This is a genomic window from Kocuria sp. NPDC057446 (assembly GCF_042802875.1).
In the GTDB taxonomy this organism is placed as follows: Bacteria; Actinomycetota; Actinomycetes; order Actinomycetales; family Micrococcaceae; genus Kocuria.
Window position 1 is genome coordinate 19,342 of sequence record NZ_JBHVDI010000022.1, and the last position, 15,269, is coordinate 34,610.

General features: G+C 66.6%; 17 protein-coding genes. 3 read left to right on the plus strand and 14 right to left on the minus strand.

Annotation, left to right across the window (positions count from 1 at the left end):
• The 13 genes from ACFU0Y_RS04720 to ACFU0Y_RS04780 form a co-directional block, all read right to left on the minus strand.
• Window positions 1-297 carry a PAAR domain-containing protein gene (locus ACFU0Y_RS04720; RefSeq protein WP_380213294.1) on the minus strand — a complete coding sequence of 99 codons (297 nt, stop codon included), beginning with the start codon at window positions 295-297 and terminating at the stop codon, window positions 1-3.
• Window positions 298-357: 60 nt separating this feature from the next.
• A complete protein-coding gene (locus ACFU0Y_RS04725; protein ID WP_380213295.1) occupies window positions 358-1,002 on the minus strand; it encodes a phage baseplate assembly protein V in 645 nt (214 codons plus the stop codon).
• Window positions 1,002-2,138 carry a phage late control D family protein gene (locus tag ACFU0Y_RS04730; RefSeq protein WP_380213296.1) on the minus strand — a complete coding sequence of 379 codons (1,137 nt, stop codon included), beginning with the start codon at window positions 2,136-2,138 and terminating at the stop codon, window positions 1,002-1,004. The genes ACFU0Y_RS04725 and ACFU0Y_RS04730 overlap by 1 nt, the downstream gene beginning before the upstream one ends.
• A complete protein-coding gene (locus ACFU0Y_RS04735; protein WP_380213297.1) occupies window positions 2,119-2,808 on the minus strand; it encodes a hypothetical protein in 690 nt (229 codons plus the stop codon). Before ACFU0Y_RS04735 ends, ACFU0Y_RS04730 begins: the two co-directional genes overlap by 20 nt.
• A gap of 1,490 nt (window positions 2,809-4,298) precedes the next feature.
• The gene (locus ACFU0Y_RS04740; protein ID WP_035929210.1) at window positions 4,299-4,724 is read right to left on the minus strand and encodes a phage tail protein; all 426 of its coding nucleotides are present in this window, start codon (window positions 4,722-4,724) and stop codon (window positions 4,299-4,301) included.
• An 11-nt stretch (window positions 4,725-4,735) separates the two neighbouring features.
• Complete coding sequence (locus ACFU0Y_RS04745) at window positions 4,736-4,918, minus strand: DUF6760 family protein (protein ID WP_380213298.1); 183 nt, start codon at window positions 4,916-4,918, stop codon at window positions 4,736-4,738.
• A complete protein-coding gene (locus ACFU0Y_RS04750) occupies window positions 4,915-5,289 on the minus strand; it encodes a hypothetical protein (RefSeq protein ID WP_380213299.1) in 375 nt (124 codons plus the stop codon). Before ACFU0Y_RS04750 ends, ACFU0Y_RS04745 begins: the two co-directional genes overlap by 4 nt.
• Before the next feature lie 23 nt (window positions 5,290-5,312).
• On the minus strand, window positions 5,313-5,753 hold the full coding sequence (locus ACFU0Y_RS04755) for a phage tail protein (RefSeq protein WP_380213300.1): 441 nt from the start codon (window positions 5,751-5,753) through the stop codon (window positions 5,313-5,315).
• A gap of 26 nt (window positions 5,754-5,779) precedes the next feature.
• Window positions 5,780-7,312, minus strand: a complete 1,533-nt coding sequence (locus ACFU0Y_RS04760) for a phage tail sheath family protein (RefSeq protein ID WP_035929223.1) — start codon at window positions 7,310-7,312, stop codon at window positions 5,780-5,782.
• On the minus strand, window positions 7,305-8,357 hold the full coding sequence (locus tag ACFU0Y_RS04765; RefSeq protein WP_380213301.1) for a hypothetical protein: 1,053 nt from the start codon (window positions 8,355-8,357) through the stop codon (window positions 7,305-7,307). Before ACFU0Y_RS04765 ends, ACFU0Y_RS04760 begins: the two co-directional genes overlap by 8 nt.
• Window positions 8,358-8,393: 36 nt before the next feature.
• Window positions 8,394-9,071: a hypothetical protein gene (locus ACFU0Y_RS04770; RefSeq protein WP_380213302.1), complete on the minus strand. Its 678-nt coding sequence runs from the start codon at window positions 9,069-9,071 to the stop codon at window positions 8,394-8,396.
• Window positions 9,068-9,679 (minus strand): DUF4255 domain-containing protein, encoded by a 612-nt coding sequence (locus ACFU0Y_RS04775; RefSeq protein WP_035929237.1) that lies wholly within the window; start codon window positions 9,677-9,679, stop codon window positions 9,068-9,070. The genes ACFU0Y_RS04770 and ACFU0Y_RS04775 overlap by 4 nt, the downstream gene beginning before the upstream one ends.
• Entirely contained in the window at window positions 9,676-12,180 is a 2,505-nt protein-coding gene (locus ACFU0Y_RS04780) for an ATP-binding protein (RefSeq protein WP_380213303.1), read from the minus strand. The genes ACFU0Y_RS04775 and ACFU0Y_RS04780 overlap by 4 nt, the downstream gene beginning before the upstream one ends.
• A 630-nt stretch (window positions 12,181-12,810) precedes the next feature.
• On the opposite strand from ACFU0Y_RS04780, the gene ACFU0Y_RS04785 reads away from it, so the two are divergent.
• The 3 genes from ACFU0Y_RS04785 to ACFU0Y_RS04795 all read left to right on the plus strand — a co-directional run bounded on the left by ACFU0Y_RS04785 (window position 12,811) and on the right by ACFU0Y_RS04795 (window position 14,743).
• A complete protein-coding gene (locus tag ACFU0Y_RS04785; protein ID WP_380213304.1) occupies window positions 12,811-13,455 on the plus strand; it encodes a LuxR C-terminal-related transcriptional regulator in 645 nt (214 codons plus the stop codon).
• 289 nt (window positions 13,456-13,744) lie between these two features.
• Window positions 13,745-14,086, plus strand: a complete 342-nt coding sequence (locus ACFU0Y_RS04790) for a hypothetical protein (protein ID WP_380213305.1) — start codon at window positions 13,745-13,747, stop codon at window positions 14,084-14,086.
• A gap of 231 nt (window positions 14,087-14,317) precedes the next feature.
• Complete coding sequence (locus ACFU0Y_RS04795) at window positions 14,318-14,743, plus strand: transposase (RefSeq protein WP_380213307.1); 426 nt, start codon at window positions 14,318-14,320, stop codon at window positions 14,741-14,743.
• Window position 14,744: 1 nt separating this feature from the next.
• On the opposite strand, the gene ACFU0Y_RS04800 is transcribed toward ACFU0Y_RS04795, so the two are convergent.
• A partial coding sequence (locus ACFU0Y_RS04800; RefSeq protein WP_380213306.1) for an IS30 family transposase occupies window positions 14,745-15,269 on the minus strand: 525 nt, incomplete at its 5' end.

Consider the following 15,269-nt stretch of genomic DNA (forward strand, 5'->3'; position numbering starts at 1 on the left):
TTATCCGATCAGTACCGTCGGTTCACCCGAGAGAACGGCGTTGGGTGGACCTACTTCGACGATCTGGTCCCCCAGCCGGGCCGCGGGCAGTCCTCCGATCAGGACGGTCGTGCTGCCCACCGCAATGACCCCGCCGACGTGCGGCTTGGGGCCGTCGGACAAGGGGCACGTGTGCGTGTCGCTGCCGGCCCGCCAAGCCGGACGCCCCCCGATCAGGACGGTGGGACATCCAGGTCCCACCGTCAGGGGTGATCCGTGGGCCGTGGGGTCCCCGACCCGTGCTGCTGGTTTTCCCATGGTCTCTTCCTCACCGACGCTTCCGACGTGTCTGTTGCTCTTGGTCCGGCGTGGGGTCGCCTAGTTGATCTGCACGACCGACCCCTTGATCTGCAGGGTTCCGGAGGAGTTCAGGCTCATCGTTCCGTTGGCACGGATCTCGATCTGCGTGGCCTCCAGCCGCAGCATCTGCCCCGCCTTGATGGTGATCGTGTTGTCCGTGGAACTGATCGTGATGGTGTTGTTCTTGGCGTCGTCGATCGTGATCTTGTCCTGGTCCAGGGCCAGCCGTTTCCCGTCGGCCAGTTTCACTTCGATCTCGGGTGAGGACTGGTCGTCGTTGAACCGGATCTCGTGCTTCGAGCGGCTTCTGAACAGTCGCGTGTTGTTCTTGCCGTCGTCGTTGTTCTCCGGCGGAGGGCTTTTTCCGTTCCAGAGAGCGCCGAGGACGTAGAGGTGGGACGGGTCCCCCTGCTCGGCGGCAACCAGCACCTCGTCGCCGATCTCGGGCAGGACGTACAGTCCCCTGCCGTTGCCGGCCATGGGCATGGCAGCCCGCGCCCAGAAACTCGTGTCGCCCTCCGGTTGCCAGGGCAGCCGGACGCGCACCCGTGCCAGGCCCTCCGGGTCCTTGTTGTCCGTCACCTCGCCCACCGCTACTCCGGTGAGGAAGCCGTCCGACTCCCGCTCTGCCGAGCTGGTCTGGTCCCACATCGTCCCGGTCATCAGGGCCCCTCCTTCTTGGGCTCGAGCGATTTCTCTTCGACTTTGAAGGTGGTCCGATACCCGCTGCCGTCGATCTTGTGCGTGGCCTCGGTGACGTAGTAGGTCTTGCTGAAGGCGCGACCCAGCCCCCCGAGGGTCAGCCGGGTGTCGGGAAGGACCTCCGGCAGCCCGATGGACTCGCCACTGCCGGTGACGAACTTCTGGGCGCGCTCGTCGAGGATGGCCTGGGCCAGGGCGTCGGCCTCCTCCTGGTTCTTGACGGGAGCGCGGACATTGAGCACCGGTTGCCTGGCCAGGAACTTGATGGTCTGTTTGCTGCCGGTTTCCTCCGCCGGCCCGACGCCGGCTTCCTCGCCGGCTTTTGCCCTGCCGACGAAGGCCTCGCCCGTGCCTTCCGAACGCCCGTGAACCCTGACCTCGGCGATCTGCCGTGCCAGGTTGGCCTCGGGGCTGAAGCTCAGCAATCCCTCCCCCCAGGTCAGCTCGGCGGCGGCGGCCGCCTGCCGACGCCGTGGGCCGAAACGGAGCCTGCCGTTGCGTTCGTAGAAGGTGGTCGCGTGCCGGTCCGCGAGCCGCTCCAGGAAGGACATGTCGCTCTCGTTGGTCTGGTCGATGCGGGCAACGACCGGGGTGGTGGGGTCCACATCGGTCTTGAGGTGGGCGAGGCGGGCGATATCCGCCACGGCATAGCTGTCCGGTTTGTTCTCCCAGTGCCGGGTGTTCTTGCCCACCGTGAGGGGATACAGGCCGTCGACTCCGCTGATGGTGAGTTCCGGTGTCGACCCTGCGGAGAACGATGTCCCGATCTCGGTGACGATCCCCTGGATCATGCACTTCAGTTTGGACGCGTCCCCGTAGCCGAGAGCGATCTCCACGGTGCTGCCGAAGGCGAACACCTCGAGCAGATCCATTCGGTCCTGGTGCTCGGTGGCGAGGAACTCGTCCTGCTTCCAGTCGTATGACGAGGCGATGGTGAAGGAGAAGCGCCCCGCCGACCTCTCCTTGAGATCGACACTGACCGAGGTCACCGCAAGGAAGAGTTCGCGGAGGAGGTCTTTTCCGCCGACCTTGATCGAGAACGAGGGCACATAGAACCGGTCGTGAGCCGCGTCGTTCTCAAGCTCTTGAAGTTTCACGGCGCGCCTCTCTCGACTCGGCCGGAACGAGCGGCGGCAGGACGAGGACCGTCCCAGGCGGTATCCGCCGCGGATCGTCGATGTCGTTGTACTCGGCGATGAGGCGCCAGTAGCGCGACTCTCCGTACTCCCGGGCGGCCATCAGCCAGATGCTGTCGTGCGACTCCAGGACGCGCCGCTTGGTCCTGTCGGCAGAGTTCCGTCGCGGGTTCTTCAGTTGTTCGGAAACCGACCGGTACTGCTTGAAGGTCACGTTGAGCGTGGACCGGACCGGCTTCCCGTCCGATGCGAACATCGTCAGCTTCTGTGAGACCTTCTCCACAACGGCGATGAACTCGAAAACTCCCCACAGGAACATGACCCGGGGCGGGGCGTGCAGGGAGCCGTCGATCGAGACGAGATCCGTGATGGGATCGGTGAGCTCCAGGACGCTGCGGTCCCCGCCGTCGGTGTAGGTGTCGAACAACAGGTCCATGGTCAGCACGCGGGCGTTGCCGTTGACGAACTGGAGGATCGGGTTCGACAGCCCGGGGGGTGCCGCCTCCTGGAAGTTCGCCGAATACTCGACGCTGTACTCGGTCGGGTTGAACCAGACCGGAATCACCTCGTTCGCCTCCGCCTTGTTGCCGTCCAGCGGCTTGATGACGGCTTTGGCCAGTTCCTGGGCCACTGCCGCTCACCCCCTCCCCCGTCGTTCGTTCTCGATTCGAACCCGTTTCTCGAAGCGCCGCCACAATTCGTTGTCCAGCCGATCGATGTCGATCGGCGGGGCCGTCGGACGCACGGATGCGGTCGAGGCCTGTACGGCTGGGGCCTGCACAACGGCACTGGGTGGCTGTTCCCGGTGAACTCGTGCCGCCGGTCGCAGGTCCCGGGCCGCCGGTGGGAGGCCGGTCGCAGATCCAGGCATGCCATGGGGCCGAGCCGTATCCGCTGTGCCGGCTCGCGCCGAGTGCGATGGTCCGGGGAGTTCCGAAGCCCACGTCCAGTATTTTCTGGCGACATCGGATCGTTCGCTGCCCGCCTCTTCCGGCACGGACAAAACACGAGGTCGGCCCCGCTGGCCGGCCCCGGGCCAGTCGTCGACCCGGCGGGCACCTGACCACGACGCTCGCCGGGCACCACGGAGCGATGCGGTCGTGCCCGAATCCTGCAGTGTCGGCAGTAGCCGGCGACGATCCGTCCGGGAGACATTCGAGCGCGAGCGATCCCAGCGTTGCTCCTGTATCCCTTCTGCCGAACGCGCCCGAGGGCCCGGAACCGGCCTGTCGGCCGGCGATCCGGGCAGCACGTGCGGTGCGGGTGGAAGGCCGGCGGCCAATGCAGGCCCTCCGTGCGGCGGCGCAGCGTGCCGGGTGCCCGGACGCATGGAGTCCGGTGGTTCGGCAAGGTCCCAGGGACGGGCCCAAAACTTCCTGGTGGAACCGAACGGGGTTCCACCTGCCTCCTCCTGCGCGGAAGGAGCCCTGCGCCGATCCGGCAGCCTGCCCACACCGGCATCGCCGCCCCGGCCTGCCCCCAGACCGTGACCGGCCCCGGCCTGGTCCACCCGGCGGGTACCGGACCATACCTCCCCGGCCCCCAGGAACGATGCGGGCGTGCTCGCTTGCTGCTGTGCCGGCAGCACCGGATGACGCTCCAGCCGGAGAGCCACTGGGCCAGGGCGGAAGTGCTCCCCGCGTCCACCCGGCAACCCGCCGGCCGGTCGCGCCCGAGGGCCCGGGGCGGGCCTGCCACCCGACTTCCCGGAGAGCGCAACCGGCACCTGATACGCCGGTCTCTCGGGACGCGGTCCGCCTGCCCGATCGGGCAGGACACGGCCCACCACGCTCGTCGCTCGGCTGAGCCGAGCCGAGCCACCGTCCAGGCGCACCACCGGCCGGGTTGACTGCAGTTCACGGCGGATCGGCTGGACCGTGGCCTGCCGGACCACGGTGGTGAGTCGCTCGGCCAGCCGGACCCGCCAGGAGAAGTGCAGCGAGAGGCTCACCAGTGCGCCGTTGCCCGCGACGATCGGCCTCGACGGGGCCCCGGCGGCAGGTCGACGGTAGACGAGAGCGAGCGACCGGTGCCGGCGGAGCCGATGGCGGTGGATCGCGATCCCGCCGAGGTCGGCACGCCGCCGGATGGGTGAGGGATGGGATGGCAGCCGATCGGACATCATTTACCCCTGGTGATTCCGTGGTGAACCAGCTCCACCGACTCCGTGGCCACGGCCGCCGTCAGTGCCTCCAGTTCGGCGCCGGTCCACTTGGCGGGAAACGCATCGACGACGACCCAGCGCCAGACCTCCTCACCAGCCGGATCCAGCAGAAGCACAGAGACGGTCCGGTGCGAGATCCTTCCGGCGATGACGTCCTGGTGCCAGTCCCACATCCATGGGTCCACCAGGCCTCGTTTGAGGGTCAACGCGGGGTAGGTGGTCTTGACGGCGAGCTGATGCTCGTAGTCATTGACGCCGCCCTCCCGGTAGGGCTCGATCTGGGTCTGCCGTTCGATGCCGGCGACGGACTGGAAACCGCCGGCCTCCGTACCGTCGATTTCGACGACGAAGCGGAAGGCTCTGTACGGGTCCGGACGAGCCATGGTTCACCTCCTTACACGCTGTCGAAGGGGTTGGACGGAGCCCCGTTCAGGGTGCGGTTGATCCGTGAGATCTCTTCGCACCACCGGCGGCGCTGGCCGTGTTCGAGCTGCATCAGCTCCTCGTGGGACCAGTGGAAGTGGTAGGCGATGAAGGCCATCTCCTCGTAGAGCTCGTCCAGGGGATAGGCCTTCATCGTTCCCCCAGGGCGTAGGACCTCGAGTGCCATTCGTCGGCCAGGAGGCCGTCGGTGCCGGCTCCCGGTGACGCTGCCGGTTCGTCCAGGGCGTTGAGACGTTCGTACAGCTGTTGCAGCTGTTCGAGGTCGCTGACGAAGAGGCCCTCGACCACCTTCGTGTTGACGTCCGGCAGTGAGCCCAGCTTGGTGATGACTCTGGCCAGCACGATGATGGTCAGATAGCCCGGATTCTGCTGGACGCGGGGATCCTTGAGGGGCAGGATCTCGTCTGCCGCCGTGGCCAGGCGCATGACACCCTGGGTGTGGAGGACGCCGTCGGCGTCGAGGTATCCCTTCCCGAGGGTGAAGTCGATTTCAGTGGCGAACATAGCTTGGCTCCTTGTGGTGGGGACTACTGGATCCGCCGAATGCCCTCATTGGCCAGTTCGAGCGAATCGATGGCCACCTCGTTGCCGGTGCCGTTGAGATCGGACGGGTCGTATTTGGTGGGCCACGCCCTCGTGACCTCGAAGGCCGCTTTGTCCTCGCCGGCCTCGTTCTGGATGCGGATGACGACCGTCTTCCGGATCTCCTCCTGCAGGGTGGCGCCGTCCACGATGAGCCGGTGCCAATCCGTGAGTTCCATGGAATCGGTCATGCCCCACTTCAGCGTGACGTTGGCGAACTTGGTCAGGCCGCTGAGCTTGCGCGCTGTCGGCGCCTCGTCGCCCTCCCGGTACTCGATGGGGTCGCTGGCTGCATCACCGATCGCCACCTCGGAGAACGCCGCTTGCTCGATGCCGTCGATCTCCAGCCGGTACCGGAACTTGCGGTAGGGATCTTGCCGTGCCATCGATCAGCCCTCCTGGCTTGTCGTGCTCATGACTTCGACTCCTGGGTCTTCTGGAAGACGCGGAAGACGACGAACTCCGCCGGCCGGACCGGCGCAATGCCGATCTCGACGATGAGGCGGCCGTTGAGGATGTCGTCGTCGGACATCGTTTCTCCCCTCCCGACGGCGACCGTGAAGGCCTCCTCCTCCTTGACCCCGAGCAGCGCACCCTCCCGCCACTGGGTTCTCAGGAACAAGGTCACGGTCTGCTTGACCCGGGCCCACAGCCGCGGGTCGTTCGGCTCGAAGACGACCCACTGCGTCGAGTTGTAGATCGACGCCTCGAGGAAGATGAACAGCCGCCGGACGTTGACGTACTTCCACAGCGGGTCGCTCGACATGGTGCGCGCGCCCCACACGCGGATGCCGCGCCCGGGGAATCGGCGGATGGCGTTGACACCCTTCGGATTGAGAACTTCCTGGGTCCCCTGGTCGATGTCGAACTCGAGATCCAGCGCACCGGCGACGACTTCGTTGGCCGGAGCTTTGAAGACGCCGCGCGTGTTGTCCGTCAGCGCGTAGATCCCGCAGACGGCGCCCCCCGGAGGGATCGTGACACGCCCGCCGCTCCGAGGGTCGTTGATGACGATCCACGGGTAGTAGAAGGCGCCGTACTTGGTGTCAGCGACCAGGCCCCGGGGATCGATGCTGCTGGCATTGACCTCGTTCTGCAGGGAATCGACCACGGCGAAGCGGAACCTGTTCCGTTCGCAGTGGACGACGACGCTCTGCGCAACGTTGTAGGCGGCCCCGGGGGCGTGGACGATCGCCACCTCCCGGAATTCGTCGAGCGACAGGGCCGCCAGTCCCCGATGGTTCTTGGGGTTGCCGTCCGGGCTTCGGCCTTCGTAGTCGGCCGGGATGGGTGCTGCACCGTCCAGACCCCCTTCGAGCCTGACCGGGTCGCCGTCCTCCTGCGGTAGCTCGGCGTCGTCGCCCGCACTGACCTCGACCAGGACGGAGTTGAAGTTGTTGACGCGCTTGTCGAAGTAGGTCGGTGAGGCCGGGTCCAGGCTGAGGTCGTCGAAGTCCTCCGTGACAGTGGGGGGTGTGGGAGGGTTCCCGAACTGGCTGGGATCCGGGACGTGGGCCTCGTTGGCCCAGTACGACACCTGGACACGGAAACCCACGGGCGCGCCTTCCGCGTCGAGCGTGGTCCCCCTGCCGATCCGTACGAGCACGTTGTTGTAGGCCGTGCCCGGTCCGACCGCAGTAACGGTGAACGCGCCGGCGGTGACCGCGGCGCGAGCGGACCCTTGGCCCACGATCCGAGCGATGTAGCAGCGCCGGCCGCCGTTGTCGAAAAACGCCTTGACCGCGTACGGCGTGTACTTGCCCGTTCCGAAGACGTCCCCGAACCACCGGAGAAAGGCCCCGTAACTGGTCACGAGCCACGGTTTCTGAGGGCCTCTGAGGGTTTCCCCGAGGAATGCCGCCGTGCTGGTCGCGACCCCCTCGATCGGTTTGGGGCCCCTCTCCACTTCCTCGACATAGACGCCTGGGGCGAGATATTCAGGCATGTCCGTTTCCTCCCTTCATGTTGGTTTCCGCAGCCGCCGCGTCGTCGTCCGGAGGAGGATCGCCGCCGTCCTGGCCAGGCCCACCGTCGTCCCGGGATGACCCGGCGCTACCCGGAGGAGAGCCTTCCGCACCGGCGGACGATGCACCGTCATCCGCCGGCGTGATCTCCACGAGTTCGACGCGAAGTCTCGCCTCCGACGTCTTCCGGTGCTCTTCGAGGTCCTTGGTGACCGCGGCCAAGACGGCCTTGCTCGTCTCGAGGTCCCGCTGGGCCGAGGCGAGCCTTCTCTGGGCCTTGACCAGCTTCTCGCCGGCGACGTGGAATTCCTGGTGCACCTTCGAGGGTTCCACCAGGTGCGGACCGCCCGCGTGCTCTTCCCGTTTGCTCTTGGCCATCACGAGCAGTCCGTAGGCGAGTGCGTACTTGCCGCCGTCGCGAGCCTTGTTGATGTCGTCCCGGAACTTCTTGAGCTCGGCATGCTGGGCAGTCACCGTTGCTGTGAGGTTCTTCCACGCGTTGAGTTCGGCGGTTCGCTTCTTGATCGCCTCGTTGAGTGCCTCGAAGGGCGCTGAGGTCTGCTGAACCTCCTTCGTGGCCTCCACGAAAGCCCGTTCCAACTGCCGCGACTTCCTGTCCCGGTCCTCGACGAGCCGATGGACCTGAGCGGCTGCCGAACCCAGGCGCGTCTTGAGGTTCGATTCCTCGCAGTCGAGGTAGTCCGTGAAGTTGTCGTGGTCGCGGCGCAACTGGGGGTAGGCGTCGTCGTAGGTCTTCTTCGTGGTGGGGTAGTCCCGTTCGACGCCGTCCAGGACGGCCAGCCGGCCCTCTGTGTTGACGTAGACGCCCTCGGCGCTCTCCCGGTCGCGTCGCGCCCGCTCCCTGGCCCTTCTCAGGTCCTCGAGCTCCTCCTGGATGGTGGTGCCGTTCGGCACGACGCACTTGTCCACGTACTGGTCGCTTGAAGCACCGGCGTGTGGCGTGGTGGTCGTGGTCTTGTCCCGCGACGCTTCGGCGCCGGCGGACGAATCACCGTGGTTGTTCACGACCGCACGCTCCTTCCTTGGTTGTATCGGATGTGGCTACTCGTGAGTGAAACGAACCGGGCCGTTCCCCTCGAGATCGACCGGCGCGGACAGGACATGCGTCCGGCCGTGGGTGAGGGTCACGTCGAGGGTCCTGGATGGCGTGCCGTCCTTCTCGAAACGCAGGCGCGCCTCGACGGTGGGGGTCTCGTCCGGACCCGGCCGTCGGATGTTGACAATCAGGGCGAAGGATCCCCGTCGATCCGTCGTGACCGGAAATTGGTGGCCGGTGATCTCAGCACCGGAGACGGAGACCTTGGAGCCGTCGACCGGAACCGTCTTCCCCGCATCGACGGGGTCAGGTCGCACGACGACCCCGCGCACCAGGGTGGCGACGTCATCGAAGGGCGCGTCAGGACGCCTTTCGAGGGCGACGACGTGGGCGGTTCCGTCGACTGCCGGGTTGAAGGTCGTGAGCAAGGGTCCTCGGTAGTACGAGCGCTCGGTCCCGATCCGGAAGGTGAACTCCTGGTCGGCTTCCTCGTTCAGGAGTGCTGCCTGACCATCGAGATTCCTGATCAAGCGGATCGGGCGCGCCTGCTGCTGTTCCCGGTCCCAGAGCTGGACGTCGATCCCCCGGCGCACCGGGATGCGAGTCGCGCCGTCCATGGGAATGATGACGGCGGTGACGCGGTCGGTGCGCCCGCTCTCGGCCCCCACAAGATGACGGATCATCGTTCGGCCCTCGCGGCTCGGCTCGCCGATCCCAGCGAGTCGGAGAGGTCTCCGTGCCGGTATTCGTGGGTCGTCACCCGCGGGGATCCCGACCCCAGGGCCAGGGCAACGAACACCGGACTGACGAGGTAGACCATGGACGTCCGGTAGGACGTCTGCGGCATCAGGCCCCACACCCTGCTGATGTCCTCCATCGTGTAGGGCTCGGGGGTGATGCGTGCGAGCTGGTGCGGGACCTCCGAGCTGTCGATGTCCGGGTGCGCGTGGAGCTGCTGGATCGCGGCGCCGAGGTTCAGCATCTCGTCCGGGTCGGCAAGACCACCGTTGCCGGTGCCCGTGGACCGGAAGGCCGAGACCAGATAGCGCAGGTCCAGGGGGATGGCGTTCGCCTCGACAAAGGGATCCTCAGGATCGGTGGACGCCGGGACGTAGTGGATCTCGTTCCGCATGGCCTGATTGGGCAGGACGTGGAAGAGGAACAGCGCGAGCTTCCGGCTCCCGACGTCCTCGGCGACCGGCGGACCGACGTAGACCTGCCCCGATCCGACCGCGGTCTCCAGACGCGCGCGGAAGGCCTCGGTGATCTGGGCGATGGCGTTGGCGCTCATGGTGCGACCCGTTGATCGTGCCGGTCCGTCCCGACGAGGTTGGGCATGAGGTCCTCAAGACCGCTCACGGCCGAGCGCATTCCCATCTTCAGCAGCTCCCGGCGGATGGCCGCGAAGACATGCTCGACGCCGATCGGCCCACCGTCCGGGGCCGCCAGGAACGCCGCATGCAGGGCGATGTTCTGGATGCTGCCCCCGGCGATCGGCAGCCGACTGGCCACGGTGGCAATGTCCGGGTCGCCGTTGGCCAGGACCCCTTCTGGAAAAGCCCGGTGCCAGATCATGACCCGCTCCGCGGCCGTGGGCAGCGCGAAGTCGATGACGAACCGCAGACGCCTGGCGAAGGCGTCGTCGATGTTCCGCTTCATGTTGGTCGTCAGGATGGTCAGACCGCAGAACTCCTCCAACCGCTGCAGGAGATAGGCGACCTCCACGTTGGCGTGCCGATCGTGCGCGTCCTTGATCTCGGTGCGTCGGCCGAAGATGGCATCGGCCTCGTCGAAGAGCAGAACGGAACCGTTGCACTCGGCCGCCTCGAACACCCTGTCGAGGTTCTTCTCCGTGTCCCCGATGTACTTCGACACCGTCTTGGACAGGTCCACCTGCAGGAGATCGACCCCCAGGTCCTTGGCGATGATCTGTGCCGCCATCGTTTTGCCGGTGCCGCTCGGACCGCTGAACAGGGCGGAGACGCCTCGTCCGTAGGTCACCCGCGCGGAGAAGCCCCACTCCTCCATCACCCGGCCCTCGTAGAGCACGTGCTGCGAGATGGATTCGAGCAGGGCCCGGTTCTCATCACCGACGACGATGTCGCTCCAGCCATAGACCGGCTCGATGCGCCGGACTCCGGCGGGCAGTTCGCATCTGGCCAAGTCGCGGGCTGACCGTTGCACGAGCTCCACAAGTGTGCCGTCCACTCCTGCTGCCGTCAGGTGGACGGCCATGCGGACCGCCGAGGCGAAGTCGCCCGGGTCAAGGCTCACTGTGGCGGCCAGGCGGTCCGGGTCGCCTTCGCCCAGGACGAGGCCGGCCTGCCGAGCCGCCACTGTCCACCAGGCGGAACGCTGGGCGGCGGAGAGCGTCGGTGCCACCACGACCGCACCACTCGTCCCCCGGTGATCCATCAGGTCGCCGTCAGCGGCCACGAGCCGGCCGCCACTCCCGGGCGACTGCACCAGTTCGGCAACTCGCATGGACTCTGTCGCACTCATCGTGTCGGTGCCGAGCAGCAGGAGGGAAGACTCCAGGAGGCGGCTCAGGACGGACCACTCGCACACGGCGGCGCTCCGGTCTCTGCCGTGCTCGAGGGTATGGAGATTCCCCGCCAGGACCGTCAGGCCCATGCCGCCGGCTACCCGGCCGAACCACCGCTTCGACCGGTCACCACCGACCAACCGCACCCGCCCTGCGCTGGCATCCGCCAGTTGAAGCTGCCTCGCCACGCGTTCCTCCTGCGGCGACAAAGACGGCTGGGGAGGCGCCGTCGGCATCCACAGCTCCGCGCCGATGGCGGCCGCGGCTTGCTCCGGCGACGTCGACAGGAGGTAGGCGACCACTGCTGCGCTGGGCACGAGCGGCGCATCGACAGCCAGTCCGTCGGGCTCGGCCCGGACCAAGCCCTTGGCGACCAGTGAATCCGGTTCGTTCAGATACCGCCGGAGGTCCCAGGTGGTCACTCCCGCGCCCGACATCAGCTCGGCGAGCAGGGTCAGGCCGGGCCGTCGCCGGGTCAGGTCGTCCTGGAGGACCCCGATCGCCGTCGCATACCGGCCGTCGATCTCCGGTGCCAGCAACAAGCAGAGGAGGCGGAGGTCGAGCCCGGACAGCGAAAAACCGGTCTTGATGTCACCGATGGCAGGCGGGAGCGCGAGACCCGGACCGAAGAGGTCGTCCTCCGCGGCAGCCAGCTGGTCTTCGAGGGCCGTCTCGCTCGGCTCGGCCGAGTCCAGCCCCAACATCGCGAACGCCTCCCGCGGGGCGACCGACCAGCCCACGACACCGGGCCGGCCGTCGTCGCCGCGGCGGGCCAGAGGAAGCGCAAGTGCGACGTCGAGCCAGCGCAGAAGGGGATCGAGGTCGGCCGAGCGGGCGCCACCCTGCCGGTCTCCGGCGGGTGTCTGCAGTCCGGTATCGAAAATTCGGACCCGGTCCGGCGCGTCCATGAGATCGCCCGCACGCACTTTTTCGGCAAGCATCCTGACGACGTCGACCAACTTCGCCCACCGGTGGTCGTTCAGTGCCCCGAAGGCGCTCGTGGCCGCGGGGTCGACCAGCAGCACCGTACGGCTCATGGACCTGTCGAGGTACGGGCGGCACAGCGAGGGATTGCGCCCCTCCGCGAGGAGGACCGACGGCTCGTCCCCTGCGGCGGTCGACAGGGTGCCGGATTTGCCGACGGGCATAACGTCGAACTCCCCGGTGTCGCGGAGCCGAGTGCGCAGGGCCTCGCCGAACCGTTCGCTGGAGAACGATCCGAGGAAGACCCTCGTTCTTTGCGCCACTGGCCCTCCCACCCGAGTACTGGTCTCACTATGGGCGTGACGTCCGTCACGTCCAATGGATCCTCGGGTTCAAAGTGTGTTTCCCTCCGGGAGTGGATCCTTCCTCCCCAGGTCCATGGATCCACCCTCGGCAGGTCCGGGCCTTCTCGGCAGCAGCCGTCCCTCAACTGTCCCGCTCCGGGATTTCCCGCAGGCCCGCCCTGAGGCCATGGTCGGGTCGATCTCCTTCGCGACGGCCAAAAGCTGCACCGTCGCCGGGGAACTCACCTGCCGAGCCGACTCGGATACGCCCGTGCTCGGCGGAGTCCGACACCCTGCGAAATAGACGACGAGAAACGCGGATTTCCTTGTCAGCGGCAGGCACCTGACGACTATGTTGAGATTCATATAAGGAGGAGCCATGGTCGGCGACATCTACTGCTGGCGCCAGAGAACGTCGTTCCGCGCCCACGTCGATGCCAGTGTCGTCCGAGGGTTTCGGCAGCTCCCAGCTCCAGCAGCTCGTCAGAGGGCAGCGTGGCTCTGCCCTCTGTGCCTACGGTCTGCCGCCGACGAACGCACCCACAGGAGCGAAGAGACCCTTGTCCGGCATCGTTCCTCCACATGGATAAACAAGAACGAGGAGAGCCGATGCGTGTTCTTGTCTATTCGCCCGTGCGGGTCTTCGGCGACTGCATGGCGGCCTTTCTGGAATCAGCGGAGTGTGTCGCCGCCGTCGTGACGGAGCACGATGTCCTCAATCTCGACCTGAAGGCGATCGAACTCGGCGCCGATGTCGTTCTCATCGACGCCACAACCCCAAAGGCTCACTCGGTCCCACGACTCGTCAAGGTGGTCTGTCCCGACGTGTCCGCGATCGCGGTGGCCGTCAGCGAGGTTCCCGAGGAGGTCATCGCCTGCGCGGAGTCCGGCTTCGACGCCTACGTTCCGCGGACCGCTCGTCCGGCCGAGATGATCGAAATCATCCACAGGGTACAACGTGGAGAAATGGTCTGCGATCCGCGAATTACACGAACGCTTTTTCATGAGTTGGCTCGTCGGCGCGCGGCCGACCCACCAAGTACCCCGGACGGGCGCCTGACGCCGAGGGAGATCGAGATCGCCCGCCTCATCGGACGCGGAGCGGCGAACAAGGAGATCGCGGTGGAATTGCATCTCAGCGTCGCGACGATCAAGAACCACGTCCATTCGGTCCTGCGCAAACTTCAGGTGGACAACCGGGCGCAGGTTGCCATGCTGCTTCTCGAGAATCCGTTGGCATTGCGGCTGCCGTAAATCCAGGACGCGATCTTCGAATGTTTCGTGACCTTCTACGGTGGGCTGATAGCCGTACTTGTCCGGCCCTTCTCATTGGAGAGCGGTAGAGGCTTGTCGCCAGGGGCGGTGCCCGCTTGCGGCGAGGAGGGCACGTAACCGGTAGTTGTCGAAGATCCGGAAGCCTCGGGCGACTCGGACTTTCATCTCGATGTCGCGATTGATGGCCCTGCCCCAATGAGTGCGGGCGGGCGGTAGCGCCGGGTGCGTGTCACCGCGCCGGGTATTGGCCAAGACCTCCAGGATGGAGGTGAATACTTCAACCGTCTTCGAAAGCCTCGACGTGTCTCACGTTGGTTGCGCACTGGCGTGCGCGCTCTGTGCCATGCCCGCAGTCCACGTGCTCACGATCGAGCGCCACCGGTCGTCCTTCGCCCTGGTGGCCGAGACCGTGCCGTCGCTGGTGGGCTGCCCTTCCCGCGGGGTGCTCGCCGTCGGCCACCGCCGGGTGCCGGTGCTGCTGCACGACTTGCCCCGCGCCGAAGTGCCCGTGCGCGTGGTGCGGTGCAAACGCCGCTACCGTTGCCACGAGACGGCGCGTGAGGTCACGACGTTCTGCGAGGTTCACGGGTTGGTCGCGCCGGGGGGCTGACCACCCGCGCGATCGGATGGGCTGCGTCCCAGCTGCGCTTCCACGACATCGCCGTCTCTGCCCTGACACAGAGGCTCGGGGTCGACTGGAAGACTGTGTGGGATACCGTCGACCCCTCGTCCAGGCCCAGTTGGCCGCCGAGAACCGGCTGGCCGGGATCGACGCCCTCGGCGTCGACGAGCACGTCTGGCGCCACATAGGCCCGCCCGGCACTGGGCAAGGCTGCTGGACCTGGTCAAGGGCCGCACCGAAGCGGCCTACGACGACTGGCTCACCGAAGAAGGCGAAACCTGCAGGTCTGGGATGCGCACGGCTACCTTCGACCGGTTCCAAGGCTGCGCCAACGCGATCCGCAACGAGCTCCCGGAGGCCATCACGATGCTCGACGCCTTCCACGTGGTCAACCTCGGCGGGCAGATCGTCGACAAGGTGCGTCGTTGCGTGCAGCAGGACTCATTCAGCCACCGCGGGCGGGCCGGTGATCGCTTGTACGGAATCTGGCCACCCTGCAGATCAGGGCGGAGCACCTCACCGAGCGGCAACACCGCCGGCTCAACGCGAAGCTTGAGGTCGGGGACCCAGGCGAGTTCAACCGGTCGATGCAACTTGGATTCCAGCGGTCGTCGCAACACATGCCGTTCAGCTGTGCCCCAGTAGATCATGGAGTCGGTTCGGTCGGAGTGGCCCATCCCAGGGATTTCCGAGGGCGGCTGTTGAGCTCCCGTGCAACGTCGTGGAGATCTTCGACGGTGTGCGCCGACAGGTTGGTGCTTTTCGGGAAGTACTGCCTGAGCAGACCGTTCATATTCTCGTTCGATCCGCGCTGCCAGGGACTGGCGGCGTCGCAGAAGAACACGTCGATGCCGGTGGCGCGGCGGAGGCTGGCGTAGTGGGACATCTCCGCTCCTTGGTCCCAGGTCAGGGACCGGCGCAGCCCGGGTGGCCACTGATTGACCGAGGCGATGAGCCCGTCCTGAACGGTCTCGGCGGTGTGGTCGTGGGCCAGGTGCACGGGCGTGACGTAGCGAGTGGCGCGCTCCACCAGGGTGCCGATCGCGGATCCGCTCAGTGTGCCGAGGATGAGATCGCCCTCCTTACGTTGTTGTGGTGGGTGATTTCGGGGCTGTCGTAGTGTCTCGATCACCCTCGGGTGGCGGGTATGGCTGAGATCGCCCTGCCGCGT

What these genes read in the sequence shown, in the direction of transcription:
- ACFU0Y_RS04785 (WP_380213304.1), top strand. Translation starts at nt 12,811, where the DNA reads ATGCGTGTTCTTGTCTATTCGCCCGTGCGGGTCTTCGGCGACTGCATG.
- ACFU0Y_RS04740 (WP_035929210.1), bottom strand. Translation starts at nt 4,724, where the DNA reads ATGGCTCGTCCGGACCCGTACAGAGCCTTCCGCTTCGTCGTCGAAATC.
- ACFU0Y_RS04750 (WP_380213299.1), bottom strand. Translation starts at nt 5,289, where the DNA reads ATGTTCGCCACTGAAATCGACTTCACCCTCGGGAAGGGATACCTCGAC.
- ACFU0Y_RS04755 (WP_380213300.1), bottom strand. Translation starts at nt 5,753, where the DNA reads ATGGCACGGCAAGATCCCTACCGCAAGTTCCGGTACCGGCTGGAGATC.
- ACFU0Y_RS04770 (WP_380213302.1), bottom strand. Translation starts at nt 9,071, where the DNA reads ATGATCCGTCATCTTGTGGGGGCCGAGAGCGGGCGCACCGACCGCGTC.
- ACFU0Y_RS04760 (WP_035929223.1), bottom strand. Translation starts at nt 7,312, where the DNA reads ATGCCTGAATATCTCGCCCCAGGCGTCTATGTCGAGGAAGTGGAGAGG.
- ACFU0Y_RS04725 (WP_380213295.1), bottom strand. Translation starts at nt 1,002, where the DNA reads ATGACCGGGACGATGTGGGACCAGACCAGCTCGGCAGAGCGGGAGTCG.
- ACFU0Y_RS04720 (WP_380213294.1), bottom strand. Translation starts at nt 297, where the DNA reads ATGGGAAAACCAGCAGCACGGGTCGGGGACCCCACGGCCCACGGATCA.
- ACFU0Y_RS04745 (WP_380213298.1), bottom strand. Translation starts at nt 4,918, where the DNA reads ATGAAGGCCTATCCCCTGGACGAGCTCTACGAGGAGATGGCCTTCATC.
- ACFU0Y_RS04775 (WP_035929237.1), bottom strand. Translation starts at nt 9,679, where the DNA reads ATGAGCGCCAACGCCATCGCCCAGATCACCGAGGCCTTCCGCGCGCGT.